This is a genomic window from Actinomadura syzygii, from assembly GCF_008085905.1.
GTDB classification, from domain to species: domain Bacteria; phylum Actinomycetota; class Actinomycetes; order Streptosporangiales; family Streptosporangiaceae; genus Spirillospora; species Spirillospora syzygii.
This window is the reverse complement of record NZ_VSFF01000002.1, coordinates 566,394-591,930: the sequence shown is the minus strand read 5'-3', so window position 1 is coordinate 591,930 and position 25,537 is coordinate 566,394. Positions and strand designations below refer to the sequence as shown.

The window sequence follows — 25,537 nt, the reverse complement described above, 5'->3', positions numbered from 1 at the left end:
TGAACGGAGATCCTGGAATGGCGCACCTCTACGACAACAAAACGTGAATAGCCAAAGAACGACCAGCCAGGACAGTAACTGCGGATGGTCGCCTGACCGTCGAATGAAGGCGACGTACCAGTCGAGCCCCCAGCGGCCGACTTCACCGACTCTGGGTGAGTTCCCGTTGCGGAGCGGCTCGATCCGGTAGGTCGGAGGTGAGCGCCTGGCGAGCGAGCCGCTCGACAAGCACGGGCACGAAGTCCCGGACGGGTCTGTGGTCGAAGCGGCGATAGATCGCGTCGATGGCGTGGGTCACCTGTGCGGGGCCGTGATGGTCGGCGAAGCTGCGGATGAGGCGATCGGTCACCGTGCGCATGACGTGCTCCTCGCGTTCTACCGGATTCCCGGACGGGGTGATGGTCAACCCGCCGCGACCGGGAGGCGGCTGAGGCATGAGCTTCTCCGCCAGATGCGAGTATCCGAGCGGGCAGGGCCCCAGCTGCGGCGGCGCCGTGTCCACGGCCGCTGAATGCGCCTTGATGGCGACACTGACAAGCGAGACCAATAACGCGACGTCGCCATGGCCGCCCAGGAACATCTCCACCCAGCCGCTGCCAGGCCGGATTCGCACCGAGGCCCGCTCTCCCAACGGCCCGCGTAAGCGTTGGACGAGCGGCCAGGTCAGATACAACTCAGCTTGATCACACCCGTGCAGGTGGACGATCTGATCGCCGTCACAGGCGAAAGCCTGCCCGAACCCGCAATCGGCCTGGCACAGTCTCAGTGCCGGCCAGCCGTTCAGTTGCCCCACCACATAGTCGGCCAGAGAGATCCGCAGGCCACCGGTCCCACCCATATCCGTAGGATCCGGCGCGAACGCCGTGACCGCCAGCCCGTACGGCCCAATTGTTACCAGAATGGTTCCCTGAGCACCATTTCGCCGGTGGAATCTCAGCACGACGATCGAATACGAGCACCGCGACCACCGCGACATTCGACTCCCGTCCCGTGGGCGAGCCAAACGCGGTCCGGCGCACCACCCTGCGGCCCATCCGACTACGTTCAGCGATCAGATGCACCGCTTGGTGAGCCCGAGGGCCGACGGGTCCGCGCTATCTAGAGCACGGGAAAAGAATCAATGACCACTCAGACAATAATGGCGAGTTCTGCGTTAGTCACCACCCCAGCCTTATTGGAAATGCTTGGAGCGCCGGACGTTCTGAGTTCAGTCACCGCGCAAGCCGAGCGGCGCGACCCAACTGTTCCCACATCGCAGGTTTAACGCCTGCTGGCAGAACCACTCCGGAGGGCCTCACCGCGGCCGAGGCACCTGATCAGGGGGCGCGCCCGGACCGCGGTGAGGCCCGCTCTCGTACTGGTTCACCGACTCGCCGACCTTAGGCCGTGCAGGCATCAACCGAGGGTGAGAGCAGCAGTTCGCATCGCGCTCCACCGGCACCTGCGCAACGCGAGAAATGCCTGGTCAAGCGTCAGCGGGGGTGCATGGGCCGCGCGGGATCGGTGAGTTCGGTCAGCGGCTTGATGACGTACTGACGAGGAGCCCCGGGCGGAGGCGCGGTCCGCCCGGGGCGGGTGATCAGTGCGAGACCATTCCCAGGCAGTCGTCGGCGATCTTGGCGTTGATCGCCGCGATCTCGTTCCGCTTGTGCTCTGTGACTCCGGTGAGGTGGCCGAACTCGTGGAGCAGGATCAGTCGCTGGGTGTCCAGCCGGGTGGGCGTCCGGTTGAGCCTCGCCCCGCCGAACAGCCCAGGATCGTTCACGGTGAGGAACGGTTCGAAGATCCGGATCGTGCCGCCGGCGCGGATCCCCTGTTCGGACGCGGCTGCGTAGGCGAAGTCACCGCTGAGGGGGTCCAGGACCCCGGGCAGGCCGGTGTCCTCGATCCGGGTGAACAAGAAGTCGGTATACGCGGTCCGCCGGGTTCCGTCCGGGTACACGAACGGGTTCGGCCCGGTGAGGAGATCGACGCACTTCTGGTTGTTGAAGAGCATCTGGTTGACGCTGTCGTAGGCGGCGAGTACGGGCTGCCGGGGTGGCTTCGGCGGCTTGGGCGGGCCGAAGAGGAAGGCGCCGATCGAGCCGAAGAACCCGAGATCGATCTCCGGTCCGAAGGGGTTCGGCCGCTTGGCGGTGACGAGGACATCCTCCACGCACAGGCTCGTGAGGTACTCGGTGTAGCAGTATTCGTCGGCGCTGGCGGGCGCGGCGCCGACACCCACTCCGACGCCGGTGGTGGAGATGGCCAGCGCCAGGGTCGCACCGATGCGAGCGCCACGACGGCGACCCGCCCGGGGCATTGCGGCGCTGGTGACGGACCGCCGGCGGCGGCCGGAACGGATGATGGGCAAGCGCATCGTGGATCCTCCGGTCGACAAAAGACCGGGCCGCTGCCCGATCACCCATGGTTCGCCCGCCGGCCGCCGCCGGATGCCTGCCATACGGACAACTTTTTCGCTTGTGCGCCTGCCCCACTCGCTCCAATCAGGCGCGGCGCGGGAGAACCTGGGCGTGGATCGTGCTACGAGCGGTCGTAAGCCCCGGGCTTGGTCGCTTGGACGATTGCCGTGTGCAGCCGGACGTCCGCATTGCTGGTCGGTGTGATGGTGATGTCGGTGAATCCGGCCTGGTGCAGCAGTTGGTGGTATTGGGCGGCCGTGAGCGTGCCGTTGACGCATCCGACGCGTTGTTCGGCGGCTAGGTGCTCTGTGTGGTCGGTTTCTGAGACCGCGTCGTCTGAGATGACGTCGCTTATGCCTAGTCGGCCGCCGGGACGCAGTACTCGGTGTGCTTCGCGGAGTACTTGAGATTTGTCGGTCGAGAGGTTGATGACGCAGTTGGAGATGACGACGTCGATGGATGCGTCGGGCAGTGGGATGTTCTCGATGTGGCCGTGTAGGAATCGGGCGTTGTCGGCTCCGGCCTGGGCGGCGTTGGTGCGGGCCAGGGTGAGCATGTCTTCGCTGGCGTCCAGGCCGTAGGCGATGCCGCCGGGGGCAACGCGGCGAGCTGAGATCAGTACGTCGATGCCGCCACCCGAGCCCAGGTCAAGGACCGTGTCTCCCGGCTGCATGTGGGCCACGGCGGTGGGGTTGCCGCAGCCCAGGCTCGCCCGGACGGCCGCCTCTGGCAGCTGGTCGGTGTCGTCGTAGGCGGCGGCTCCGAAGCATGCGGTGTCGGGGCCGCAGTCGATGACGGGGAGGCCGTCGGAGGCTGCCCGCGCCAAGGCGCCATAGCGGTCCACGATCGCTGCACGGGTCTGGCGGTGAGGATCGGCCATGGTGTGTGCTCCCTATGTCTGTGTTCGCTCGGGGGGGCCGCAGGTGGGCGGGGCGGGCGCGGGTTGTCCCATGACGACGTCCGCGGCGGTGGGGAAGCAGGCCACGCACTCCTGGTTGATCCGGTAGTAGCGCGCGGTGCCGTTCTGGTCGGCCAGGACGAACCGCACCTCGGCCAGCACTTTGAGGTGGGCTGACACGGTGGATTGGCCGACCTGGACGGCTTGGACGATCTCGCCCACGTTCATCGGCCGACCACGGCGGGCCAGCAAGGACACGATCTGGATCCGCGTCGGGTCGGCCAGTGCCTTGAACCAGGACGCGTACTCGGTTGCGGTCGGTCGGTCGAGTGGCCCGCTCTGCTCATCCATCGTTAATCGACGATAGACGATGAAGTCGGTCAGAGGGAAGGCCCGGCGGCGCGTGCTCGCACGGCGACCCGCCTAAGAGGCGTCGGGCGCCAGTTCGGCGAGGAGGGCCCGGACGCGGCGGTCGATCTCGTCGCGGATCGGTCGGACCTCGGCCACGGGACGTCCGGCGGGGTCGGGGAGTTGCCAGTCCAGGTAGCGCTTGCCGGGGAAGACCGGGCAGGCGTCCCCGCAGCCCATGGTGATGACGACGTCGGCGGCCTTGACCGTGTCGCCGGTCAGCGGCTTGGGGTGTTCCCCGGTCAGGTCGAGCCCGAGTTCGGCCATCGCGTCCACCACGGCCGTGTTGATCGTGTCGGCGGGCGCGGAACCGGCCGAGCGCACCCGGACGCGTCCGGCGGCATGGTGGTCCAGCAACGCGGCGGCCATCTGGGAACGCCCGGCGTTGTGCACGCAGACGAACAGCACCTCGGGGACCTGGGGCTCGTCGGACATCATGACTCCTCTGCGGTGAGGCGGCGGCGCAGCATCAGCGAGACGTAGACGAGGCCGACCAGGACGGGAACCTCGATGAGCGGCCCGACGACCCCGGCCAGCGCCTGTCCGGACGCCGCGCCGAAGGTCGCGATGGCGACGGCGATGGCGAGTTCGAAGTTGTTGCCCGCGGCGGTGAACGCCAGGGTCGCGGTGCGCGGGTAGCCGAGTCCGCTCACGCGGCCCAGCGCGAAGGCCCCGGCCCACATGACGGCGAAGTACGCCAGCAGCGGCAACGCGATCCGGGCCACGTCGAGGGGCTTGGAGGTGATCGCCTCGCCTTGCAGGGCGAACAGGACGACGATCGTGAACAGCAGCCCGTACAGGGCGACCGGGCCGATGCGCGGCAGGAACGTCCCCTCGTACCAGGCGCGGCCCCGCGCTCGTTCGCCCAGGCGACGCGACAGATATCCGGCGGCAAGCGGGACGCCGAGGAAGACCAGCACGCTACGCGCGATGTCCCAGGCCGACACGTCCAAGCGGGCCTGGTCCAGGCCGAGCCAGCCGGGCAGGACCTCCAGGTAGAACCAGCCCAGCCCGGCGAACGCCACGACCTGGAACAGCGAGTTGAGCGCGACCAGGACGGCGGCGGCCTCCCGGTCGCCGCAGGCCAGGTCGTTCCAGATGATCACCATGGCGATGCACCGGGCCAGGCCCACGATGATCAGTCCTGTCCGGTATTCCGGCAGGTCGGGGAGGAAGATCCAGGCGAGCGCGAACATCACCGCCGGTCCGACGACCCAGTTCGCCACCAGGGACGCCGCCAGCAGCCGCCGATCTCCGGTGACGGCGTCCAAGCGGTCATAGCGGACCTTGGCCAGCACCGGATACATCATGACCAGCAGTCCCAGCGCGATCGGCAGCGAGATCCCGTCGACCTTCACCGCCTCCAGCGCCGACCCGAGGCCGGGAACGGCGCGCCCGGCCGCCAGGCCCGCCAACATCGCCGCGCCGATCCACACCGGGAGGAAGCGGTCCAGCCGGGACAGTCCCGCCGAACCCGGCCCCGCCGCGCCGGGTTCGGCGGAATCCCCCGGGCGCAGACCGGGCTCAGCGCTGGTCACGAGGCCGTCATCGTGGCGAGCCGTGGTCCGAGGATCGCCGCGAGCCGCTCCAGCACCTGTGGTTGGAGCCAGTAGTACACCCAGGTCCCGCGCCGCTCGGAGTCGATCAGCCCGGTCTGCTTCAGCACCTTCAGGTGGTGGGAGATCGTCGGGCCGGACAGGTCGAACGCCGCCGTCAGGTCGCACACGCACGCCTCGCCGCCCTCATGGCAGGCGATCAGTGACAGCAGCCGCAGCCGGACCGGGTCGCCCAGCGCCTTGAACAGCGGCGCTAGCGCCGCGGCCTCCCGCGCGTCGAGCGGCTCGCAGGCCAGCGGGACGCAGCACTCCGCGTCCCCGGAGGCGACCGGCGAGAGATCCAGGACCGGCAGACCTTGTTTCGACATGTCTCTAATTTGACATCCATCTAGGCAGGAGCGCAAACTCAAAGCCGTCGACCTGATTCGATGAACATCAAAACAGGAGGTCCCGATGTCTCGCGTCCAGCTCGCCCTTCGCGTGTCCGACCTGGAAGGCTCCATCGCCTTCTACAGCAAGCTGTTCGGGGCCGAGCCCGCCAAGCTGCGTCCCGGCTACGCCAACTTCGCCATCGCCGAGCCGCCGCTCAAGCTCGTCCTGATCGAGGGCGACGCCGGCGAACCCACCCGCATGGACCACCTAGGCGTGGAGGTCGAGGACACCGCCCGCGTTCACGAGGCCACACAGCGCCTCACCGACGCCGGTCTGGTGACCCTGACCGAAGACGACACCTCGTGCTGCTACGCACTCCAGGACAAGGTCTGGGTACACGGTCCCGGCCAGGAGCCATGGGAGGTCTACGTGGTCAAGGGCGACGCCGACACCTTGGCCAAGCAGGAGAACTCCGCATGCTGCGCCACCGACCAGCAGGCCGAGGAGACCACCGAGGGTGAGAAGGTCACAGCAGGATCCACCTGCTGCTGATCACAGCCTTCGACAAACGGCACCTCCCCGACCGCTCCGCCCGGGGGGTGCCGTTCCGGCGTCTCAGCCAAAACGAGGCCGTTCAACGCAGAACCGCCGAGGCGCCCCCATCCGACCACGCGGCCGGGCCGCACAACTAGGCCAAGCGGCGGGACACCACCCGCGAACGACCACGGCGCCGGATTCGTGGGGTGGTCCAGACATCCAGAGCGCCCTGTGCGGGCGAATAGGTGAGCGACCAACCGCTCACCCATTTTTCAGGAGGACGTGTGAAGTTCTTCTCCCGCAAGGCCGCCTCAGCCTCCGTTCTGGCCCTCGGCGCACTGACGGGCTTGATCACAATGTCGGGGCCCGCCTCGGCCAGCCCGTCGCAATGCAGCGTCGGCTTCAATGCCAGCATCGCCTCCAGCACCTGCCTCGGCGGCACCGGAGAGCACCGGATCGTCTGCTTCTACACCCATCACATTCCCGGCGTGGGAACCATCCAGGGCTACGGGCCGTGGAAGCCGGTCGGTGAAACCTCCACCACCTACTGCCCCCCTGACCGAGTCACCAACACCTTCGTCGAAGTCCGCTGACCCACCCGGACCAACCAACCCCCGAAAGTAACAGCGGCCCCGGCTCAGCTACCCCGACCGATGGGCTCGCAGGCGCAGCCTGGTTGATGCGCTGGACGGTGCGCATGGCGCGGCAGGAACCCGCGCCATGCGCCCGTCCCCATCCGGCGGCGCCTACGAGGCGATGGCGCACAACCAACCAAATCGGTACGTCGAGACGGGCCAGAAGGTCGGCAATGTGGTCATCGAACTCGGCTGAGTTCCGCCTCTGGCGACGGCTGGGCTAGCGCTTTCGGACGGTGTAGGTCAGGTGCGTCGTCCTCGGGGACGGCTCGGTGCGGACCGGGTCCAGGGCCACGCGGGTCGCGTCCACGTCCTCGAACAGGCGGATTCCGGAGCCGAACAGCACGGGCGACACCGCGATCGAGAACTCGTCGATCAGGCCGGCGTTCAGGTACTCCAGGATCGTCGCGGCGCCGCCCGCGACGCGGACGTCGCGGTCGCCGGCGGCCTCGCGGGCCTGGTCGAGGGCGGTCTCGATGCCGTCGTTGACGAAGTGGAAGGTTGTCCCGCCCGGCCGCTCCCAGGGGTCGCGCTTCTCGTGCGTCACGACGAAGACCGGCGTGTGGAACGGCGCCTCCTCCGGCCACGCCTGCTCACCGGCGTCGAACATGCGCTTGCCCATCACGCTCGCGCCGGTGCGCTCGAACGTCTCCCGCAGGATGTCGTTGTCGCGCCCTTCCTCGCCGCCCGCGCCGAGCTTCAGGTTCTCCCGGAAGAACCGCTGTGGAAAGACCCACCGCTGCAGTTCCATCCACTGCTGCCCCATCAGTTCGTCGATGGACGACGGCGCGATGAACCCGTCCAGCGACATCGACACGCTGAAGAACACTTTTCCAGCCATCAGTCCTCAACCCCGTTCTGAACGATCTCGCTGACGTAGGCGGCAAGGTTGCCGAGGGTCTGCTGCCCGGCCTCGACCGCGTGGTACTTCTCGGCAGCTTCGTCTCGCAATTCCTTGGTGGGGAAAATCGTGCTCATCTCGATCCGGGTCGCCGCGCCTTCGGGCTCGAACGTCAGGACCGACTCGAAGGCGTTCGGGTCGTCGTGGGACTCACCGTGCACGAACGCGATCCGCTCCGGACGGGCGATCTCGGTCCAGGAGATCCATTCGCTGTAGTCCGTCCCGTCCGGTCCGTGCATCACGAAGGCCCACTCTCCTCCGACGCGGAACTCGAACGCGCGCGTGGTCGTGGTGAACCCGTCCGGCCCCCACCACCGCGACAAATGCCGGACCTCGGTGAACGCCTCGAACACCAGCTCTGGCGGAGCGTCGATGACCCGGGAGATGACGATCTCGCGGTCGGCCGTCGCGGACCGGCCCGGTGCTCCTCGTCTTGTCGCACTCATCAGCTATTCCTCCTGCCTTTCCTGCTTCAGGTCCTGCACGTACGCGTCCAGCCGGTCGAAGCTCTCGTTCCAGAACCGCTCGAATCCGCCGGTCCACTCGTGGACCGGTCGCAGCCCCCGGGCGTCGAGGCCGTACAAGCGCTGTTTTCCCGCCCTGCGGTCCCGAACCAGCCCGACCTCCCGGAGCACCCGCAGGTGTTTGGACGCCCCCGGCTGAGTCATCCCCAACTCCCGGGCCAACTCGGTCACCGGCCGCTCGCCCGCCCGCAGCAGCACCAGGATCTGGCGGCGCTGCGGCTCGGCGATCGCGTTGAAGACGTCCGACGTCGTCGCTGCTCGTGCCATGGCCTCATCATATGCCCATATCGGCATGCGTCAACCCGGAGGGACCGGCCCAGCCCGTCGAGCCGCGCCTGCCTCGGCCTGGCGTCAATAATCAACGGCTATTCGTATTCCGAACAAGAACCCTCCGCCCCTGGCATACTCGCTTTATGCGCGGGGGCAGCCGAGAAAGATCTCGTTATGGAACACGCGACCTGGTTCACTTACGCCTGCTTGAGCGACGGCGAACCCGACAGGCAAATGATCCACCGCAGGGCTGGACGACCAAGGACGTCGCGGGCTACGTCTGGGTGCTGATCCCTTTCGTGCTCGCCGGGCTGCAGCTATTCCGCATGGCCGACGGCAACAAAGAGATCATCTATGCGCTCACCTCCAGTGCGGACACCCGCGCACTCCTGTTCGGCGTCCTGGTTCCGCAAGTACCCGGCCTGCTGATCCTGGTGATGGCTTGGTCGGGCCCAGGAATCCTGAAGCGAGCCACGAGTGGGATGGACGCCGGCGACCAAGGGATCATCGGCTTCGGCTACGTGGTGGCCTTCGCCTTGCTCCTGGTCTTCGTCGACCCTCTCATGGCGGCCTTCGCGTCGATGGCATTGATCGCGAACCTGCTTTCCCTGGCGTCGGACGGCGATGTGCAGCAACAGCACGGCAACCTGCTCCGATTCTCGTTGCTCGGCGTGGCGCTCCACGTGATCCTGTCGCCCGTCCTCGCGCCGCAGTGGCTTCCCGTCGAAGCGATAAAACTGAAGACCAACGAGACTCTCGCCGGATACGTCGTAAACGCCGATCAGGGCGGCTGGGCCACGATTCTGGTCGACGACCCAAAGCAGATACGCCGCGTGCGGGTCGACGAGATACAGGAGCGAGCGGATTGCAGGACCGGATCACAGCAATCCAAATCCGTGTGGTCGCCCCTCAAGCGCCCGATAATGCGCAACTTCACGGACTATAAAGTTCTGCCCGTCTGCCCGAAGCCCTGAAAACGTTACGGCCCCATAGAGGCGGGGCCCGGTGCGGTGGCGGCGCATGCCAGGTGCTCGGCCGCCGCGTCCGGACGGTCGAGCCGCCGGGCGAGCCTCGCAAGGATCAAGTGAGTGGAGCCGGCGCAGGCCAGCGCCGAGCCGACGACCTGGAGCCGGTCCCGGTACGGATGAAGCATCCGGTACATGGCGTCCGGGGCAGGGGTCCCGAGAACGGCGGCGATCTCCCCGAGCTGGCCGTGCTCGAAGTCCGAGGCCCAGGTCAGCTCGCGAGGAACCCGCTCCAGCCCCCAGCGGCGGAGCAGATGACGGGCGCGCTCCCGCTCCCCCGCGTCCAGCAGGGCCAGGACGGTGGTCGGACGCAGCGCCGCGTTCTCCGCGAGCGGCGCCGCGGCGAGAAGCTCGTCGAGCCGGGCGGGGACCCGTCCCCTGATCCGGTCCAGCACGGTGAGCTGCATGAGGCGGGCCCATTGCGCGCCCCACACGCTGATCCGGCGGTGCTGCCGGTGCGCCTGCTCGATCAGCTCGACGGCCGTGTCGTCGTCGCCGCGGAAGATCGCGTACCCGGCCTCCTGGTAGGTCAGCTGGACCTCCAGCTCGGGTATGCCGAGGGCCCGCACCGTGTCCCGGGACCGTTCGATGCCGTCCTCGTACTCGGCGATCCGGCCGAACTTCAGATGCGCCGACAGCAGGTGCATGCGCGCGATCACCTCGGTGACGGCGGGCAGGCCCGAGCCCGCCAGCGCGAGCGACTCCTCCAGCGCGGCGATCCGCGCGGGCTCCCGCTCGGGAACCCAGGAGGCCATGACGTAGTTGTTCAGCGTCCGGCCGCGCAGCTCCGGGTCGCCGATCCGCCGGGCGATCTCGACCGCCTCCTCGGCCAGCCGCTCGCCCTCCGGACGGTCGGGGCCGTAGTACAGCTCGACGGCGAGGGTGCCCAGCAGTTCAGCGCGGCGGCGCGGGTCGCGCGTCTCGGCGATCAGGTCCCGCAGCAGCGCGACGAAGGCGGGGTCGACGGTGCCGTAGGAGCGCCAGTTCCACAGCGCCACGCCGCCGAGGACGGACACGGCCTCCGCGAGCCGCTCCCGGTCCCCGGCCCGCCGGGCGATCTCCACCGCCTCGTTCAGCACCGACGCGGCGCGGCGCACGTCGCCCGCCAGCCGCAGTTCCTTGACGAGGGTCAGCAGCGTCCGGTAGCGGCGGTCCTCGCCGTCCCCGCCCGGCGGCAGCACCGCCAGGGCCCGCTCCCGGTGCCGGGCCGCCTGGTCGAACGCGAGCCGCCGGCGGGCCTCGTCGGCCGCCCGGGAGCAGGTGCGGAAGGCGGGCTCGGACGCGGTGCCCCCGGCGGCGTGGAACCGGTGCCGCGCCAGGTCGTCCAGGTGGGCGTCCTCGCCGTGGACGGCCTCGATGGCGTCGGCGAGGAGCGCGTGCAGTTGCGTCCGCTCGCCCGGGGCGAGCCGCGCCGACAGGGCGTCCCGGGAGATGTCGTGGGCGAACCGCCACCGCCATGTCTCCTCGTCGTGGCGGAGGAGTCCGCTGTCCAGCGCCGGTTCCAGCGCGGTCACGACCCGCGCCGAGTCCAGCCGGACGGCGTGGGCGAGGATCGCGACGTCGATCTCCGCGCCCGCGAGCGCCGCCAGCCGCACGAGCACGCGGGTGCGTTCGGGCAGCCGCTCGAAGCGGCGCTCCACGACGTCGCGGACGGTGGCGGGCACCTGCGGCCGGGAGCGCGAGTCCGCGTCGTGGTGGAACCGGAGCAGCTCGGCGAGGAAGAACGGGTTGCCGCCGGTGCGCTCCCGCATCGCCGCCGCGTCCGGCAGGCCGTCGCCGTGCCCGCTGAGCAGCGCCTCGATCTCGGGGACGGACAGCCCGGACAGCGGGAGCCGCTGGACGGCGCGCTCGCGTCCCAGCAGCGCCAGCGTGTGCTCCAGCGCCGCCGCGTCGAGCGCGTCGGCGGACCTGCACGTCGCCACGATGCCGCACGGCAGGCCGCGCAACCGGCCGATGAGCAGCCGCAACGCCTGCAGTGATCCCGCGTCGGCCCATTGCAGGTCGTCCAGGACGAGAAGGAGCGGCCCGGTGCGGGCGACGTCGACGACGGCGCGGGCGATGGCCTCCAGCAGACGGAAGCGTTCGATCGCCGGGTCCCGGGCGGGGTCGGCCTGGTCGTCCGCGGCCATGCCGCCCACGAACGCGGGACGTTCCGCGCCCAGTTCCTGGAGCACCTGTTCCCAGAGCCAGAAGGGCGGGGCGCCGAGGTCTTCGACCGCCCGCGCCCACACGACGTTCATGCCCTGGTCGCGGGCGATCCAGGCGGACGCCTCGGCGAGCGTGGTCTTACCGATCCCGGCTTCGCCTTCGAGCAGGACCATCGTCGCGGTGCCCCGGCGGGCGGCCTCGATCCCGGCCCGCAGCTCGCCGAGTTCGCGGTCGCGTCCGACGAGCCCCGGCACGGAGTCGGCGGCGGGCTCGGACGGTCGGGTCGTCTGCTCCGAGCCTCCGGACGGCTCCGGCGCGTCCGGGGCGGGGGTCGCGGCGGTGGCGACCTCGCCGAGCGCGGGGTCGCGGCGCAGGATCGCGCCCTGCAAGGCGACCAGCTCCGGGCCCGGGACGAGCCCCAGTTCCTCGTCCAGCAGTTTGCGGCAGTCCTGGTAGGCGTTCAGCGCGTCCGCCTGCCGCCCGGCGCGGTAGGCGGCGAGCATGAGCCGCGCCCAGTACCGCTCCCGGAGCGGCTGTTCGCGGACGAGCGTCTCGGCGGTCGCGGCGGCCAGGTCGGGACGGCCGCGGCCGAGCTGCGCGGCGGCCTTGCAGTCCAGCGCGCGCAGCCGCAGCTCCATCATGGCCTCGGCGTGACCGGCGAGGTCGGGATCTTCGGCGACGTCGGAGAAGGGACGTCCGCGCCACAGCACCAGGGCGCGGTCGACGGCCTCCAGCGCGGCGGCGTGGGCGGCCTGTTCGGCCAGGCGCTCGCCGTCCGCGACCAGGGCGGCGAACAGTCCGGTGTCGACCTCGCCGTCCGCCGCGTCCAGCAGGTATCCGGGCGGACGGGTCACGATCGCGCCCGCGTCGGTGCGGGCCCGGCGGGACGGGTCGAGCAGCCGCCGCGCCTGCGAGACATAGACCTGGAGCGTTCCCACCGCGGAGGCCGGAGGATCGCCCGCCCACAGCCTGTCCACCAGACGGTCGACCGACACGACCCGGCCGGCGTCCGCGATCAGCAGGGTCAGCAGCGCGCGCAGCTTGCCCGATCCGACGACGACGGGCGTTCCCGCCGCGTCGGTCACCTCGAGCGGCCCCAGCACCCGGAATCGCGGCGCTCCGGCGGCAGCGCCGGACTCGCGTTCGAAATCGCCTTCCACCCGTCCCGCCGTGGTCCCCCCGGTGTCCCTGCGCCGGCCGCCCGGCCGCCCGGCCGCCACTTTAGGACGGCTTGCGTCCGGCCTTAACGGTGCCGAACAGGCCAAATGTAACTCACCCCGAACCGTGCCCCAAGTGTCGCCTGCGAGAAAGGACGTGCCGCCCGCCGCTCGGCCCCGCCGAGAAGATCAAGTCAGGAGAGAACATCGTGACCCTCATGTCCCCGCCGGATCTCGACGGCCTTCGCGAGCAGGTCTCCGGCCCCGTCCTCGCCCCCGGCCACCCCGGCCTCGACGGGGAGGTCGCGACGTTCAACCTGACGGTCCGGCACCGTCCGGCGGTCGTCGTCGGCGCGACCGGCGCGGCCGACGTGGCGGCGGCGGTCGGGTTCGCCCGGCGGAACGGGCTGCCCGTCGCCGTCCACGCCACCGGGCACGGCTCCGCGGCCCCCGTGGAAGGGGCCCTGGTCGTCAACACCAGCCGCATGCGCGGCCTCACCGTCGACGCGGCCGCCCGGACCGCCCGGGTCGAGGCGGGTGTCCGCTGGGCCGAGGTGGTCGAGGCGACCGCGCCCTTCGGGCTCGCCCCGCTCTGCGGGTCGGCGCCCGCGGTCGGCGCCGTCGGCTACACGCTCGGCGGCGGCTGCGGGCCGGTCGCCCGGACCTACGGCTTCGCCGCCGACCACGTCCGGTCCCTGGAGGTCGTGACCGCCGACGGCCGGACGCTGACCGCCGACGCGGACATCGAGCCCGACCTGTTCTGGGCGCTGCGCGGCGGCAAGGGCGACTTCGGCATCGTCACCGCGATGACGATCGACCTGTTCCCGATCGCGATGCTGTACGGCGGCGGGATCTTCTACCCCGGCGAGCACTCGGCGCAGGTGCTGCACGCCTACCGCGAGTGGTCCCGGGACCTGCCGGAGTCGATCACCACGTCCGTCGCGCTGCTGCGGCTGCCGCCCGTGGAGGAGCTGCCGCCGCCGTTGCGCGGCCGGTTCGTCGTCCACCTGCGCGTCGCGCACGTCGGCGACCAGGCCGAGGGCGAGCGGCTGCTCGCGCCGATGCGATCGGCCGCCCCGGCGATCATCGACATGGTCGGCATGATGCCGTACACGGCGATCGGCGCCATTCACAACGACCCGACCGACCCGATGCCCTACTGGGAGGGCGGCGGGCTGTTCCGCGAGCTGACCGAGGGCGCCGTCCAGGCCTTGCTGGACGCGGCCGGGCCGGGCGCGGAGGCCCCGCCGCATGTGGTCGAGGTGCGCCAACTCGGCGGCGCGATGGCGCGCGCGCCGCGGGTCCCCAACGCGGTCGGCGGACGGGACGCCGCGTACTCCCTGCTCGTGCTCGCCCCGCCGCCCCCGCAGGACATGGCGGGTCTGGTGCGACCGCTCGGCGAGCGTGTCCTCGACGCCGTCCGTCCGTGGACGACCGGCGGCGCGCTGCTCAACTTCCAGGGCGCCGCCACCGCGCCCGCGCAGGTCGCGGGTGCCTGGCCGCCCGACGTCCACCTGCGGCTCATGGAGTTGAAGGCCGTGTACGACCCGGCCGGGATGTTCCGGTTCGGCCACTCGATCGGCGTCCCGGACTCCGCCGCCGGGTAGCGGCGGTGTCGGGGTAGTCACGGGGGACGGCGGGGCCGTGCCGCCACGGCCCCGCCGCGTGCTACGCCGACACTTGACGACAAGCGAAAACTGGGCAGGGAACCCCGCCCGGTTTTCGCGTTGTTCAGGAACGGTCAGGCGATGCCTTCCCTCCAGCGGTCGCACGGGTCGATGCCGATCGGGACGTCCACGCAGGAGCGGAATTGCACGGGACGCCCCTCGCCGAAATCGTGGTCGAAGGTCGCGCACTCACCCCGGCCGCCGGGATTGTAGTGCTTTCCCTTCTGGACGGAGCCGTCCTTCCGGATGTATGAGTAATCGACGTACGCCGTGAACAGGTCGTAGTCGGTGTCGCAGTTGTAGAACTTGTCGCCGTTGCTGTGGAACTCCGTGTAGGAGCCTTCGATGGTGGACTTCATGTCCCGCCCGGCGTAGGCGGCCGTCGAGGAGCCCAGCAGGACGGCGGCGGCGACGGCGCCGACCGACAGCACTTTTCCGTACTTCTTCATGGAATGCCTTCCGGGTCGGCTAGGCCACGCCGGTGGCCCACTCGCGGGCGCACATGTCGTTGTTGCTCCAGATGTCCACGCACGCCACGAACTGGACAGAACGTCCGGGCGTGAACTTGTGGCTGAACGTGTCGCAGGTGCCGTCGCCGGAGTGGACGTAGTGCTCGCCCTTCTGGAGGGTCCCGTCCTTGCGGATGTACTCGTACCTGACGTACGGGTCCCAGCCGTCCCAGGAGGTGTCGCAGACGGTGAACTTGTCGCCGTTGGGGTCGAAGGTGACCCGTGATCCGGTCATCGACGAGGTCGCGCCGCGTCCCGCGTGGGCGGCGGTGGCGAACGTCAGGGTCGCCGCGGCCCCGGTGACGGCGATGATCAGTGCCCGTGCTGGTCTGTTCATATCGGTCTCCTGTGGCGGTCGCCGGTCACTTGGTGATCTGGTGGCACTGCTCGGTGAGCTTGCGGCCGTGCGAGTAGATCACCGCGCAGGCCAGGCCCTTCTTGAGGGTGGCCTTGCCGATCGTCCGCACCCCGGTCCGCGAGCAGGAGTCGTGCGTGGCGCCCTTGCTGGTCTTGTACCGCTTCCCGTTGCTGGTGTAGTAGAAGTCGATCCGCCATTCGCTGATACACGCGATCGCGCGGAAGGTGCCCTTCTCGTAGTTGATCTTCAGTCCGGAGCCGCTGATGTCGTGCCCTAGCACGCCCGCGGGGATCGTCACCCCACCGGCGGACTGCTCGCCCCAGGGAGAGGCCCCGGAGGCGTCGGCGTACGCGGGAGAGGTGAAGGCCAGCGGGAGCGCGATTCCGGCGGAAGCCATGGCGAGGGCGGCCATTGCCGTTCGTGAACGCATCTGTACTCCTCCGTCGACGGCGTTCCGATTCGCCGTCCAGCGATGGGAGGAAGTTATGCGGCCGCCCCCGCACCCGTTAGGGCCCTAGGGCCCAATGGACGCCTCTAGGGGGCCCTGATTTCCGGCCCCCGAGCCAAAGAAGTTGATCTTTAAATTCCGCTCCTCGCGGTTGGGCGGACCGGCGAAGGCTGATTGGCCGGTAGTGGTGTTTGGGCGTGTTCGGGGAGGGAGTCCTGCGAGCATGCTGGGATGAACCGGTCGTTGCGGCTTGCCCTGGAGGTGGGAGGGGCTCTCCTCGCTGTGGGGGGTGTCGTCGGCTACCTGCTGACGGACGGTTTCTCACTGGGGAACGCGGACAAGCTGTCCAGCGTCGTGGGTGTGCTGGCAGGGGTGGCATCGCTCGTCGTAGCCGCGGTTTCGATGCGAGGTCCGCAGCAGGTGCCTGGGGATCCGGGTGTGGCGCTACAGGCACTGGAACTGGCCGTCCACGTGCAGTGGAGAGCGGAGCTGGCCAGGTCAGAGGTGGGCGGCAGTGAGGCGTTGGCGATTTCGCTGACAATGCTCGGACCAAATGAAGCAGCCGCACAGGAAAGCCAGACTGCATTCATCGGAGAGTTAGCGCATATCGGCGAGATCTTTCGCGGTTTGAGACCGCGGCGGCTCGTGCTCACCGGGCCGCCGGGGTCCGGGAAGACGACGGCCGCGTTCCTCCTGGTGCGGGACCTCCTGGCCCACCGGGCACCCGGTGAACCGGTCCCGGTCTTGGTTCCCATGGCGACCTGGGATCCCGCTCAGCGGCCCTTCGAGGACTGGCTGGCCGAGCAGATCGCCGAGACCTACCCGCTTTCCTCCGCAGCCGCCCGGGATCTCGTCGGCCGACGTCAGGTCATCCCGATCCTGGACGGCTTCGACGAACTGCCCGTCCAGAAGGCCGGGCAGGCGCTGCGACGGATGAACGCGGTACTACACGAGGACGACCCCCTGGTGGTCGTCGGACGGGACGCCGCCCTCGGACTCGCCGTCCGCAGCAGGCAGGGCGAGAACCTTCAGCGCGCCACCGTTCTGCGACTGGAACCGGTCACTCCCGCGCAGGTCGTCCGTTACCTGGAGGGCATCCTTCCGCAAGCGGAGTACCCCGGCTGGGATCGGTGGCGCGAACAGCTCGTCCGCGAGTCGGGTGCGGCTCTCGGGTGGGCGCTGAGCCGACCGGCGGCCATCGGTCTCGTCCGCGCGGCCTACCTGGACGCTCGGATTCCGCTGCCCGATCTAGGTTCCCTGACCGCGTCGCAGATCATCGAGCGTTTGTACTCCGACTGGATCGAGCGGCTGTATCCAGCCGGGGAGAAGGAGCGGCTCTGGTTGAGCAGGGTGGCCCGTCTGACCGAGCGGGACAACACCGGATTCATGTGGTGGCGCCTGTACCGGCTGCAACCTCGCTGGGCCCGAGTCCTGTCGGTCGGAGTTCTCGATGCCGTCGTGGGCTCGACCCTGATGGCGGCGTGCTACGGAGCAGGCGGCCCCAGCGACGTCGTCTCGGACGTTGCAGGGGCGAGGTGGCTGGCCCTGATGGCCTTGGCCGGTCTCTGGGACGAGTTCGCCAAGATCAGAAACCCGGTGCCGCGGCGGAACGCCGAGCCGCGTGCGTGGTTGCGCCGCAGGGTCCTCCTGCGGGGCGGCGTCGCGGTCGTCACCGGTGCCGGCGTCGGGCTCATGACCGGTTTCCTGGGGCCGGAGGCCGGGCCCCGAACCGGCCTCTTCCTGGGCGTGTGGACCGCTTGGGGCGTCATGTTGGCCTCGGCCGTCTGGTTCTACGCGATGACGGTCGCGGTCCTCGCCGTCCGGGGCGCGCTGCCGTTCCGGCCGCTGTCGTTCCTGGAGAGAGCGCGACGACAAGGCGTGATGCGCGCCATGGGCGGCGCCTACCAGTTCCGGCTCCGGGAGATCCAGGACCTGCTCGCCGCGCCCGAACCCGATCGTCGCGTATGGACGCCTCCTGGACCCGGACAGCCACAGGAAACCGGTCCCCGGATCGGGGACGGCGTGACGCGGCCGGACACCCCTGCGGTCCTCGAAAGGTCCGTGCGCGAGTCGGACCCTTCGTACCGGCGGACGCCCCGGCCCGCGCCCCCGCCCGTTTCCCATGCGCCGGACGGCGACGCCCCCGTGTCCCGGCCCGAGCGCCTCGACGTGTTCGCGCGCGAAGCGGTGTTGCGGGAGGTTCTCGTCCTGCCGGAGGTGTTGCGGCGGGTCGACCAGCGCTCCCCCCTGGAGTCCCGCGCGCGGCTGCGGGCGCTGGCCGCCTCGCTACTTGATGACGACCCGCTCGCCGTGGAGTCCCCGGCCCGCGACCGGGGGCAGCGGTTCGACGAGGCGCTGCAGGCGTTCGAGAAGGCGGCGGATCTGCCGTTCCTGAGCCGGTTCGGCACCGCCTACCTCGTCGCCGCCGGATCGGCGGGCACGGCGCTCGTCGGGCTGTTCGCCGCCCGGAGCCAGTGGCCGTGGGTGCCCGACGCCATCTTCGCCACGTCGGTGGCGCTGCTCCTGTCGGTGTTCCTGTGGGTGTCGTTCCGCAGGCACGCGGCACAGCGCCGGGCGCTGCGTTCGCGCGATCCGGCCGAGTGGCTCCAACTGGACGAGCTCCCGCACCTGCGGCTCGTCCTGGACCGCACCTATCGCGACTGGATCAGGGCCATGGCCCGGGACGGCCTCCTCCCCCTCCTGACCGCGCGTCTGGGCGAGGATCCGCCCACGTACACGACCGAGCTTCACGGCTTGGAGCTCGAACCGCTCAGCGGGACCGACGACCGCGACGACCATTTCGTCGAGACCGCCGCCAGCCGCCATGCCGCCCTCCTCATCGAGGAGCTGAGCAGCGCCAGCATCGGGATCAGCGGCGCTCGCGGCGCGGGCAAGAGCACCGTCCTGCGGCAGCTCTGCGACCCGGAACGGCATCCGGACGACGACCTGCGGCTGCTCGTCCACGCCCCGACCGCCTACGATTCGCGCGAGTTCCTGACGCACCTGTTCGTCCGCGTCTGCGAGCGGATCGTGGGGGACCAGGCGCCCAAGCCGGCCCCGGCGCGGCGGATCCGGATGCTGACGATGAAGGCTCTTCCCTGGGCCTCCATCGTCGCCGGGCTCGCCCTGATCGTCGGGACGCTCTACCGAGGCAGGATCCGTGATCTGGTGCGTCATCTGCCGGACGGCGCGCGGGTCTACCTGCTCGTCACCGGCGGTGTGCTGATCGTGGCGGGACTCGCCGTCGCCCTGCTGCTGAACCGTCGGCCGCAGTTGCGGAGCATGACGCGCGCGCAGGTCTCCGCATACGCCCACCTGCGGCGGCTGAGGTACCAGCAGGCCGTGACCCGGACATCGCTCGGGGAGCTGGGGCTCCCCGGAGGCGCCAAGGCCGGCGGGCAGTTCGCCGTCCAGCAGACCGAGCAGAGCCAGAGCCTGCCCGGCATGGTCTCCGATCTCAAGGAGCTGCTCACGCTGGTCGGGACCGAGCGGCGCGCGGACCGCAACAAGGTCGTCATCGGGGTGGACGAACTCGACAAGATCGCGACGGCGGGCGAGGCGGAGCAGTTCCTCAACGACCTCAAGGTGATCTTCGGGGTGCCCGGCTGCTACTTCCTGGTGACCGTCTCGGAGGACGCCCTCGCCGCGTTCGGACGGCGCACCCTCTCGGTCCGCGACACCTTCGACAGCGCCTTCGACACGGTCGTGGCGATCCCGCCGCTGCGCGGGAACGAAGCCCTCGCCCTGCTGAGCCGGCGCGGCGTCCCCCTCCCGGCGCCGTACGTGTGGCTCTGCCACGTGATGACCGCGGGCCTGGCACGCGACCTCATCCGCCTGGTGCGCGGACTCGCCGCCGCGTCGGCCGAGGGCGTCCGGCGGCCGCGCCCGGACGGGACGTCCGGCGAAGCCCGCCGCGACCTCGCGTACCTCGCCCACAAGATGATCGCCCGGGACGTGGCCGAGGTCATGGAGGCCCAACTGCGCGGGGCGGCCGCCGCCGAGGAGGAGGGGACGGCCGTCCTGCTGGAATGGCTGGCCGCCTGCGCCGACGTCCCCATCGCCTCGGCGCTCCTTGAGGCGAGTGTCGCCGACATGCCGGAGCACGGCCTCAGCCTCAACGCGCGGACCTTCGCGGTGCAGACCCGGGCCTATCTCGCGATCACCGCGATCCTCGTGCGGTTGTTCGTCGAGAACCCGTCGGAGTCCGCGAACTGGCTGCGCGACCTGGCCGGACGGCCCGACGAGCAGCATCCGCTCGACAGGCTCGCCGAGATCAGAGGGCTGCTCGCGAACCATCCGCAACTGGCGTGGCACGCGGTGCTCAGACTCCGCCGCGAGGCGGCGTGGCCCGTTTCCCTGCCACCGTTCGTCCCATCGTCAGGAAGCTGAATCGAGATTCGTGAACACGTGCCTTCATCTGCGGCCGTTTCGGAATCTCCAGTAGGCGGTTGTCAGGAAGAGGACGGTGTAGCCGAGCAGGGTTGCGGCGGCCAGGGCGAGGGACGGGGTGCGGGCGGCGGGTGGGCCCGTGATCGGGCGGATCGCGGTCAGGGCCCCGGCTGCGTTGACCAGCAGTAGTTTGCTCGGCAGGGTCGAGATTCCCTCGACCGCCCGTGCGACCGGCCAGGCCAGGAACACGAGTCCGAACATGACGGCCATCGCCCCTGCGGTGTGCCGGATCAGCGCGCCGACCGCGAAACCGACCAGCGTCACCACGGTCATGTAGACGGCGGCGCACACGACGGCCCGCAGCACGCCGGGGTCGCCCAGCGATACCGACGCGTGGTGCCCGGACAGGACGGCCTGGCCGAGCAGGAACGCGGTGAACGTGGTGACCGTGCAGATCGCCAGCGTGAAGGCCGCGAGGACGACGATCTTGGCGGCGTACACGGTGCGTCGTCGCGGCACGGCCAGGAAGGTGGTGTCGATCAGGCCCGTCCCGTACTCGGAGCTGATCGCCAGCACGCCGAGTGCCGCGAACGCCAGTTCGGCGAACTGGAATCCGGCGAACGACTCGCTGACCGGGTCGAGCGAGGCCGGGTCGGTGGACGTCCAGTCGATCGAGGAGACGTCCAGGAGCCCGACGCCCAGGCCCAGCAGGATCGCGACGCCGGGAATGAGGACGGTCGAGCGGACCGTCCGGAACTTGGCCCATTCGGCCCGGAGCGCGGTCTTCACCGGTCACCCGCCCGGTATTCGACGGCCTGGTCGGTCAGCCGCAGGTAGGCGTCTTCGAGCGATCCCTCGCCGAGCGCGTCCGGTGGCCCGTCGGCGAGCAGCCGGCCGCGGCCGATCACCACCAGGTGGTCGGCGGTCAGGGCCATCTCGCTGATCAGGTGGCTGGAGATCAGGACCGTCCGGCCTCGCGCGGCCAGGCCGCGCAGCAGGTCGCGGGTCCAGCGGACGCCCTCGGGGTCCAGGCCGTTGACCGGTTCGTCCAGGATGAGGATCGGCGGGTCGGCCAGCAGCGCGGAGGCCAGGCCCAGCCGCTGTCGCATGCCCAGCGAAAAGCCGCCGACGCGGCGGCCCGCGACCCCGGTCAGCCCGGTGAGCTCCAGGACTTCGGCAATGCGCGACCGCTCCAGCCCGGCGGCGGCCGCAAGCCAGCCCAGGTGGGCCCGCGCGGTCCGTCCTGGATGGACGGCGCCCGCGTCCAAGAGGGCCCCGACCTCCTGGAGGGGACGGGCGAGCGCGTGGTAGGGGCGGCCGTTGACCAGCGCGGCACCGGTGTCCGGCCGTTCGAGGCCGAGCAGGAGCCGCATCGTGGTGGTTTTGCCAGCGCCGTTCGGGCCGAGGAAACCGGTGACCCGGCCGGGGTGGATCGTGATCGACAGCCGGTCGACGGCGGTGGTCCGCCCGTAGGTCTTGGTGACCTCGCGTAGTTCGAGCACTCGTACCTCCTTCGTAGGTGCCTCCACGGTGTCGGTCGGGGGACGTGGGGCGCGTCGGTCCTCGGGGCGGTCTCCGCACCCTGCCCGCGGGCCCGGTCCTCTGCCTGCGGGCATAGACCTCCGGAGGGATGCGGCCCCCGCGAGAGCCCGCTTACGCTGGGGCGATGAACGATCGTCCGGGGATCGCGCAGGGGCAGGAGACGACCTCGGCCGCGCGCTCGGCGGATCGGGTGAAGGCCGCCGTCAGGGCCGTCCTCGCACCGAACGTGCGAGACCGGGTGGCGGCGGTCGGGTTCGCGGTGCCCGCGACGCTGATGATGGGCAACCACGCCGACCAGGGTGTGCTCAGGGCGCTCGCGCTCGCCGCCGGGGTCGTGCTGTTCTCGCTGCCGATCGCCCTCGGACGCCGCCGTCCGCTGCTCGCGCTCGGACTGCTGCTGACCGGGCTCGGCCTGGTCGGCGCGGCCGACCCGCCCTCGATGGTGGCCGGGTTGACGGCGCTCGGCTACGTCCTGTGGCCGCTGGCGGCGGGGCCGTACGCCTACGCCGCCCTCGCCTTGGCGGTGGCCTGCGCCTGGACGACGGCGTTGCCCGACTTCCGGCACCGGGGCGGCGCGGTCGCGTTCACCGTGCTCTACCTGGTGATCTGGACGGCCGGGCACGCGCTGGGCATCCAGCGCCGCCAGGCTCGGAACCGCGTGGAGCAGGCGGCGACCGACGAACGGCTCCGGATCGCCCGGGAGATGCACGACCTGCTCGCGCACGGCATGAGCGTCATCACCGTCCAGGCCGGGTACGGCGCGCTGATCGCCCTCGACCAGCCCGACAAGGCCCAGGCCGCGCTGACCACGATCGAGACGACGGGACGGCAGACGCTCACGGAGCTACGCGCGCTCCTGCACGTCCTGCGTCCCGTCGACACGGGTAACGGTCCCACCGGCACGGGCGCCGACGTCCATCTCGAACCCGCCCCCGGCCTGGGCGAGCTCCGACGACTGGTCGACCGGACGGCCCAGGCCGGTGTCCGAACCGCGCTCGAACTGGACGGCCCGCTCGCCGGTCTGCCGCCGGCCCTCGACCTGTCGGCCTACCGGATCGCGCAGGAGGCCCTCACCAACGTGGTCAGACACGCCGGGATCGATCACGCTCACCTCCTGATCCGGCGCACGCCCGACGCCCTCACCGTCCAGGTCACCGACCACGGCGGCGGGGCGGGGCGCGGATACCGTCCCGGACACGGCCTGCTGGGCATGCGGGAACGCGCGCTCGTCCACGGCGGCACGCTCGACGCGGCCCCGCTCCCCGAGGGCGGCTTCCGTGTCAGGGCCGTCCTCCCGCTGACCGCATGATCAGGGTCCTCGTGGCCGACGACCAGGCGCTCGTGCGGGCGGGCCTGGCCGGGATCATCGGCACCGCGCCCGATCTCCAGGTCGTCGGCGAAGCGGCCGACGGGGCCGGGGCCGTCGCGTTGGCGGACGAACTGCGCCCCGACGTCGTGCTCATGGACATCCGGATGCCCGGCATGGACGGCCTGGAGGCCACCCGGCGGATCACCGGCTCCCGCGTCCTGATCCTCACCACCTTCGACCTGGACCAGTACGTCTACGCGGCCCTTCGCGGGGGCGCCAGCGGCTTCCTGCTCAAGGACGCCCCGCCTCGCGACCTCCTCGACGCGATCAGGATCGTCGACCGCGGGGACGCGCTGCTGTCCCCGTCCATCACCCGACGCCTCATCGGCGCGTTCACCGCCCGGCCGTCCCCGCCCGATCCGGGCTCCCTCCCCCACCTCACCGCGCGGGAACGCGACGTCCTCCTCCTGGTGGCGGACGGCCTGTCGAACGCCGAGATCGCCGCGGAACTCGGCATCGCCCCGGGCACCGTCCGCGCCCATGTCGCCGCCCTGCTCAGCAAACTCAAGGCCCGCGACCGCATCCAACTGGTGATCCTCACCCACCGCGCCGGGCTGACCTCCTGAGCACTCCACGGCGGCGCCCCCAAATGGTGCCGATCAGGCGTTGTGGTCGTCTGGTGGTGGTAGGTAGGGGCCGAAGTGGTCGGCGACGATGGCGGCGATGGCGGGGGCGTCCTGAGATCCGTCGACTTCGATCACCCGGATGCCGAGGCGTTGTGCGGAGCGGACGGCATCGTCGGCGACGAGGCGGTCCCGCTCCAGGCGGTTGCGTTGCGCCCGTTCGGGGTCGCTGACGCCACCGCTGACGGTGGCGGTCCGTGGGAGTTCGCGGAGCTGGCGCTCGCGGAATTCCTGGGTGGGCACCATGACGACCATTCGCCGGGGCGAGTCGATGATCGGAGCGACCAGTTCGGGGCGGAGCCCCCACCCTTCGGCGATGACGGGACGCCCGGAGACCAGGCAGCGCAGGTCGTCCAGGGCCCATTCGAACCGGACCGGGAAGCCTTCCAGGGTCCCAGCGGCCATTTCCTGTGGGGTTGTGTTCACCCATGTGTGGTCGGGGTCCGGGTCGGCGGGTGACTGGCCGAGCTTGACGCGGCGGGCGATCCGGCGGTCGTTGTGGCCGCGGGCATCGTGGTGGTCGTAGTGGTAGGCGGTCAGCCCGTAACGGTGAGCGAGCAGCCGGGCGACGGTGGACTTGCCCGCCCATTGCCCGCCGCTGATCCAGAGGGCCCGGCGAAGCGTGCCGAAGGGGTCCCACAAGTCGTTTCTGGTCACAGGTCTCCTCGGGTGCGGCCGCGACGTCTGCGCGTAGATCATCCAGTCTCCAGGGGCGAGCGTCACAGGGTGGCGCCCTGGACGGTCCGTGCGCGCCACTCACGCGGTCCTCGGGGTTGGAGGTGAAGGTGTCCAGAAGTCATGCGCGCGGTGAAGAGACGTACCTTTGCGTAGCCGTCGCATTCTGCTGGGCCCTAAGGTCTGTGGTGTGTAGTGGCGGACATCGCTCGGCTGGGGAGCCCGCATGTGGCTCACAAGATCACTTGGATGGGTCGGTCTGGACGCATGACGTCGATTGAGGTAGACACAACACTCCCCCACTCGGCGCGCGCCTATGGGTGGATGTTGGGGTTAAAGGACAATTTTTCCGCCGACCGGGAGTTCCTGCTCAATCTGCTACCGAACTTCCCCGAGTGCCTGGACATCTCTCGCCAGAACCGGCAGTTTCTGTACCGGGTCGTGAGCTACCTGGCCGCTCCCCCTGAAAGGGGTGGACCGGGTATCTCCCAGTTCATCGATTTCGGCTGCGGGCTGCCGTCCGGCGACAACGTGCACCAGGTCGCCAAGCGGTTCAGCGCCGACGCGCGGGTCGTGTACGCCGACATCGACCCCATCGTGCTGGCGCACGGCCGGGCCCTCCTAGCTGCCGACGAGTCCACCACCATCATCCAGGCCGACATGCGCGACCCGGCCGTCCTGAAGCATCCGGAACTGGTTCGCCTGATCGACTTCACTCAGCCGGTGGCGGTGCTGTACCTCTCGGTCGGGCACCATCTCAAGGACGCCCCTGGCGGTGGTCTGGCGGGGGCGCGCGACACCTTGCACGCCGTCATCGACCATGCCGCGCCCGGCAGCTACATCGCCGCGTCCCAGGTCGTCTGCGACGACCCGGACCGCGGCCTGGCATTCGGCTCCGCCATCGACGCCGCCGGTATTCCCTGGCAGTCCCGAACACCAAAGGAGTTCGCGGACCTGCTGGACGGCCTCACCCCTCTCGACCCGGGACTGGTGAATCTCAAGGAATGGCGGCCCGACCCCGACCAGCCGCCGCTCCCCTCCATCGATCCTGCACTCAAGCCGTTCGAGGGCCGCGCTCAAGACTCCAACCTCTATGAATACGGTGGCGTTCTGAGGCTGTAGCC

General features: G+C 70.2%; 25 protein-coding genes. 8 read left to right on the top strand and 17 right to left on the bottom strand.

Going from position 1 to position 25,537, the window contains the following annotated elements:
• Positions 1-142: 142 nt before the first annotated feature.
• The 7 genes from FXF65_RS06685 to FXF65_RS06655 form a co-directional block, all read right to left on the bottom strand.
• Complete coding sequence (locus tag FXF65_RS06685) at positions 143-838, bottom strand: three-helix bundle dimerization domain-containing protein (protein WP_148348806.1); 696 nt, start codon at positions 836-838, stop codon at positions 143-145.
• A 741-nt stretch (positions 839-1,579) separates the two neighbouring features.
• On the bottom strand, positions 1,580-2,359 hold the full coding sequence (locus FXF65_RS06680) for a hypothetical protein (protein ID WP_148348805.1): 780 nt from the start codon (positions 2,357-2,359) through the stop codon (positions 1,580-1,582).
• A gap of 164 nt (positions 2,360-2,523) precedes the next feature.
• Positions 2,524-3,282, bottom strand: a complete 759-nt coding sequence (locus FXF65_RS06675) for a methyltransferase domain-containing protein (protein WP_148348804.1) — start codon at positions 3,280-3,282, stop codon at positions 2,524-2,526.
• A gap of 12 nt (positions 3,283-3,294) precedes the next feature.
• Entirely contained in the window at positions 3,295-3,651 is a 357-nt protein-coding gene (locus FXF65_RS06670) for an ArsR/SmtB family transcription factor (RefSeq protein ID WP_148348803.1), read from the bottom strand.
• A 72-nt stretch (positions 3,652-3,723) separates the two neighbouring features.
• Positions 3,724-4,143 (bottom strand): arsenate reductase ArsC, encoded by a 420-nt coding sequence (locus tag FXF65_RS06665; RefSeq protein WP_148348802.1) that lies wholly within the window; start codon positions 4,141-4,143, stop codon positions 3,724-3,726.
• Entirely contained in the window at positions 4,143-5,171 is a 1,029-nt protein-coding gene (gene arsB / locus FXF65_RS06660; RefSeq protein WP_281288881.1) for an ACR3 family arsenite efflux transporter, read from the bottom strand. Before arsB ends, FXF65_RS06665 begins: the two co-directional genes overlap by 1 nt.
• A gap of 71 nt (positions 5,172-5,242) precedes the next feature.
• A complete protein-coding gene (locus FXF65_RS06655; protein WP_148348801.1) occupies positions 5,243-5,632 on the bottom strand; it encodes an ArsR/SmtB family transcription factor in 390 nt (129 codons plus the stop codon).
• 85 nt (positions 5,633-5,717) lie between these two features.
• Between FXF65_RS06655 and FXF65_RS06650 the strand changes: the two genes are divergently transcribed.
• Positions 5,718-6,188, top strand: coding sequence for an ArsI/CadI family heavy metal resistance metalloenzyme (locus tag FXF65_RS06650; RefSeq protein ID WP_148348800.1), 471 nt, complete (start codon positions 5,718-5,720; stop codon positions 6,186-6,188).
• A gap of 269 nt (positions 6,189-6,457) precedes the next feature.
• Positions 6,458-6,766, top strand: a complete 309-nt coding sequence (locus FXF65_RS06645; protein ID WP_148348799.1) for a hypothetical protein — start codon at positions 6,458-6,460, stop codon at positions 6,764-6,766.
• A 262-nt stretch (positions 6,767-7,028) separates the two neighbouring features.
• Here FXF65_RS06645 and FXF65_RS06640 read toward each other — a convergent pair whose 3' ends face one another.
• The 3 genes from FXF65_RS06640 to FXF65_RS06630 are packed head-to-tail and all read right to left on the bottom strand — an operon-like array spanning position 7,029 to position 8,500.
• Entirely contained in the window at positions 7,029-7,649 is a 621-nt protein-coding gene (locus tag FXF65_RS06640) for a dihydrofolate reductase family protein (protein WP_148348798.1), read from the bottom strand.
• On the bottom strand, positions 7,649-8,155 hold the full coding sequence (locus tag FXF65_RS06635; protein WP_148348797.1) for an SRPBCC family protein: 507 nt from the start codon (positions 8,153-8,155) through the stop codon (positions 7,649-7,651). Before FXF65_RS06635 ends, FXF65_RS06640 begins: the two co-directional genes overlap by 1 nt.
• A gap of 3 nt (positions 8,156-8,158) precedes the next feature.
• A complete protein-coding gene (locus FXF65_RS06630) occupies positions 8,159-8,500 on the bottom strand; it encodes an ArsR/SmtB family transcription factor (RefSeq protein WP_148348796.1) in 342 nt (113 codons plus the stop codon).
• Between the two features lie 146 nt (positions 8,501-8,646).
• On the opposite strand from FXF65_RS06630, the gene FXF65_RS06625 reads away from it, so the two are divergent.
• Entirely contained in the window at positions 8,647-9,477 is an 831-nt protein-coding gene (locus FXF65_RS06625; RefSeq protein ID WP_148348795.1) for a hypothetical protein, read from the top strand.
• Between the two features lie 5 nt (positions 9,478-9,482).
• On the opposite strand, the gene FXF65_RS06620 is transcribed toward FXF65_RS06625, so the two are convergent.
• The gene (locus FXF65_RS06620) at positions 9,483-12,836 is read right to left on the bottom strand and encodes an ATP-binding protein (RefSeq protein WP_222868400.1); all 3,354 of its coding nucleotides are present in this window, start codon (positions 12,834-12,836) and stop codon (positions 9,483-9,485) included.
• Positions 12,837-13,051: 215 nt separating this feature from the next.
• Between FXF65_RS06620 and FXF65_RS06615 the strand changes: the two genes are divergently transcribed.
• The gene (locus FXF65_RS06615) at positions 13,052-14,440 is read left to right on the top strand and encodes an FAD-binding oxidoreductase (protein WP_148348914.1); all 1,389 of its coding nucleotides are present in this window, start codon (positions 13,052-13,054) and stop codon (positions 14,438-14,440) included.
• A 134-nt stretch (positions 14,441-14,574) separates the two neighbouring features.
• Here the strand turns inward: FXF65_RS06615 and FXF65_RS06610 are convergent, their stop codons facing one another.
• The 3 genes from FXF65_RS06610 to FXF65_RS06600 are packed head-to-tail and all read right to left on the bottom strand — an operon-like array spanning position 14,575 to position 15,797.
• Positions 14,575-14,949, bottom strand: coding sequence for a hypothetical protein (locus FXF65_RS06610; RefSeq protein WP_148348793.1), 375 nt, complete (start codon positions 14,947-14,949; stop codon positions 14,575-14,577).
• 19 nt (positions 14,950-14,968) lie between these two features.
• A complete protein-coding gene (locus FXF65_RS06605) occupies positions 14,969-15,346 on the bottom strand; it encodes a hypothetical protein (protein ID WP_148348792.1) in 378 nt (125 codons plus the stop codon).
• Positions 15,347-15,371: 25 nt separating this feature from the next.
• Positions 15,372-15,797, bottom strand: coding sequence for a hypothetical protein (locus FXF65_RS06600; protein ID WP_148348791.1), 426 nt, complete (start codon positions 15,795-15,797; stop codon positions 15,372-15,374).
• A 645-nt stretch (positions 15,798-16,442) separates the two neighbouring features.
• On the opposite strand from FXF65_RS06600, the gene FXF65_RS06595 reads away from it, so the two are divergent.
• Positions 16,443-20,204, top strand: coding sequence for an NACHT domain-containing protein (locus FXF65_RS06595; protein ID WP_187412136.1), 3,762 nt, complete (start codon positions 16,443-16,445; stop codon positions 20,202-20,204).
• A gap of 24 nt (positions 20,205-20,228) precedes the next feature.
• Here the strand turns inward: FXF65_RS06595 and FXF65_RS06590 are convergent, their stop codons facing one another.
• Positions 20,229-20,993: an ABC transporter permease gene (locus FXF65_RS06590; RefSeq protein WP_148348789.1), complete on the bottom strand. Its 765-nt coding sequence runs from the start codon at positions 20,991-20,993 to the stop codon at positions 20,229-20,231.
• On the bottom strand, positions 20,990-21,706 hold the full coding sequence (locus FXF65_RS06585; RefSeq protein WP_148348788.1) for an ABC transporter ATP-binding protein: 717 nt from the start codon (positions 21,704-21,706) through the stop codon (positions 20,990-20,992). Before FXF65_RS06585 ends, FXF65_RS06590 begins: the two co-directional genes overlap by 4 nt.
• A 164-nt stretch (positions 21,707-21,870) precedes the next feature.
• Here FXF65_RS06585 and FXF65_RS06580 point away from each other — a divergent pair, with 164 nt between their 5' ends.
• Entirely contained in the window at positions 21,871-23,055 is a 1,185-nt protein-coding gene (locus FXF65_RS06580; protein ID WP_187412135.1) for a sensor histidine kinase, read from the top strand.
• The gene (locus tag FXF65_RS06575; protein WP_148348786.1) at positions 23,052-23,681 is read left to right on the top strand and encodes a response regulator; all 630 of its coding nucleotides are present in this window, start codon (positions 23,052-23,054) and stop codon (positions 23,679-23,681) included. The genes FXF65_RS06580 and FXF65_RS06575 overlap by 4 nt, the downstream gene beginning before the upstream one ends.
• 33 nt (positions 23,682-23,714) lie before the next feature.
• Here the strand turns inward: FXF65_RS06575 and FXF65_RS06570 are convergent, their stop codons facing one another.
• Positions 23,715-24,395 (bottom strand): hypothetical protein, encoded by a 681-nt coding sequence (locus FXF65_RS06570; RefSeq protein WP_246198384.1) that lies wholly within the window; start codon positions 24,393-24,395, stop codon positions 23,715-23,717.
• 285 nt (positions 24,396-24,680) lie between these two features.
• Here FXF65_RS06570 and FXF65_RS06565 point away from each other — a divergent pair, with 285 nt between their 5' ends.
• Positions 24,681-25,535, top strand: a complete 855-nt coding sequence (locus FXF65_RS06565; protein ID WP_246198383.1) for an SAM-dependent methyltransferase — start codon at positions 24,681-24,683, stop codon at positions 25,533-25,535.
• The last annotated feature ends 2 nt before the right edge of the window (positions 25,536-25,537 follow it).

Excerpts from the sequence above, each read along its gene's own strand:
- FXF65_RS06685 (WP_148348806.1), bottom strand. The coding sequence starts at position 838 with ATGGGTGGGACCGGTGGCCTGCGGATCTCTCTGGCCGACTATGTGGTG.
- FXF65_RS06680 (WP_148348805.1), bottom strand. The coding sequence starts at position 2,359 with ATGCGCTTGCCCATCATCCGTTCCGGCCGCCGCCGGCGGTCCGTCACC.
- FXF65_RS06675 (WP_148348804.1), bottom strand. The coding sequence starts at position 3,282 with ATGGCCGATCCTCACCGCCAGACCCGTGCAGCGATCGTGGACCGCTAT.
- FXF65_RS06670 (WP_148348803.1), bottom strand. The coding sequence starts at position 3,651 with ATGGATGAGCAGAGCGGGCCACTCGACCGACCGACCGCAACCGAGTAC.
- FXF65_RS06665 (WP_148348802.1), bottom strand. The coding sequence starts at position 4,143 with ATGTCCGACGAGCCCCAGGTCCCCGAGGTGCTGTTCGTCTGCGTGCAC.
- FXF65_RS06655 (WP_148348801.1), bottom strand. The coding sequence starts at position 5,632 with ATGTCGAAACAAGGTCTGCCGGTCCTGGATCTCTCGCCGGTCGCCTCC.
- FXF65_RS06650 (WP_148348800.1), top strand. The coding sequence starts at position 5,718 with ATGTCTCGCGTCCAGCTCGCCCTTCGCGTGTCCGACCTGGAAGGCTCC.
- FXF65_RS06640 (WP_148348798.1), bottom strand. The coding sequence starts at position 7,649 with ATGGCTGGAAAAGTGTTCTTCAGCGTGTCGATGTCGCTGGACGGGTTC.
- FXF65_RS06635 (WP_148348797.1), bottom strand. The coding sequence starts at position 8,155 with ATGAGTGCGACAAGACGAGGAGCACCGGGCCGGTCCGCGACGGCCGAC.
- FXF65_RS06630 (WP_148348796.1), bottom strand. The coding sequence starts at position 8,500 with ATGGCACGAGCAGCGACGACGTCGGACGTCTTCAACGCGATCGCCGAG.
- FXF65_RS06625 (WP_148348795.1), top strand. The coding sequence starts at position 8,647 with ATGCGCGGGGGCAGCCGAGAAAGATCTCGTTATGGAACACGCGACCTG.
- FXF65_RS06615 (WP_148348914.1), top strand. The coding sequence starts at position 13,052 with ATGTCCCCGCCGGATCTCGACGGCCTTCGCGAGCAGGTCTCCGGCCCC.
- FXF65_RS06610 (WP_148348793.1), bottom strand. The coding sequence starts at position 14,949 with ATGAAGAAGTACGGAAAAGTGCTGTCGGTCGGCGCCGTCGCCGCCGCC.
- FXF65_RS06605 (WP_148348792.1), bottom strand. The coding sequence starts at position 15,346 with ATGAACAGACCAGCACGGGCACTGATCATCGCCGTCACCGGGGCCGCG.
- FXF65_RS06600 (WP_148348791.1), bottom strand. The coding sequence starts at position 15,797 with ATGCGTTCACGAACGGCAATGGCCGCCCTCGCCATGGCTTCCGCCGGA.
- FXF65_RS06580 (WP_187412135.1), top strand. The coding sequence starts at position 21,871 with ATGAACGATCGTCCGGGGATCGCGCAGGGGCAGGAGACGACCTCGGCC.
- FXF65_RS06575 (WP_148348786.1), top strand. The coding sequence starts at position 23,052 with ATGATCAGGGTCCTCGTGGCCGACGACCAGGCGCTCGTGCGGGCGGGC.
- FXF65_RS06565 (WP_246198383.1), top strand. The coding sequence starts at position 24,681 with ATGACGTCGATTGAGGTAGACACAACACTCCCCCACTCGGCGCGCGCC.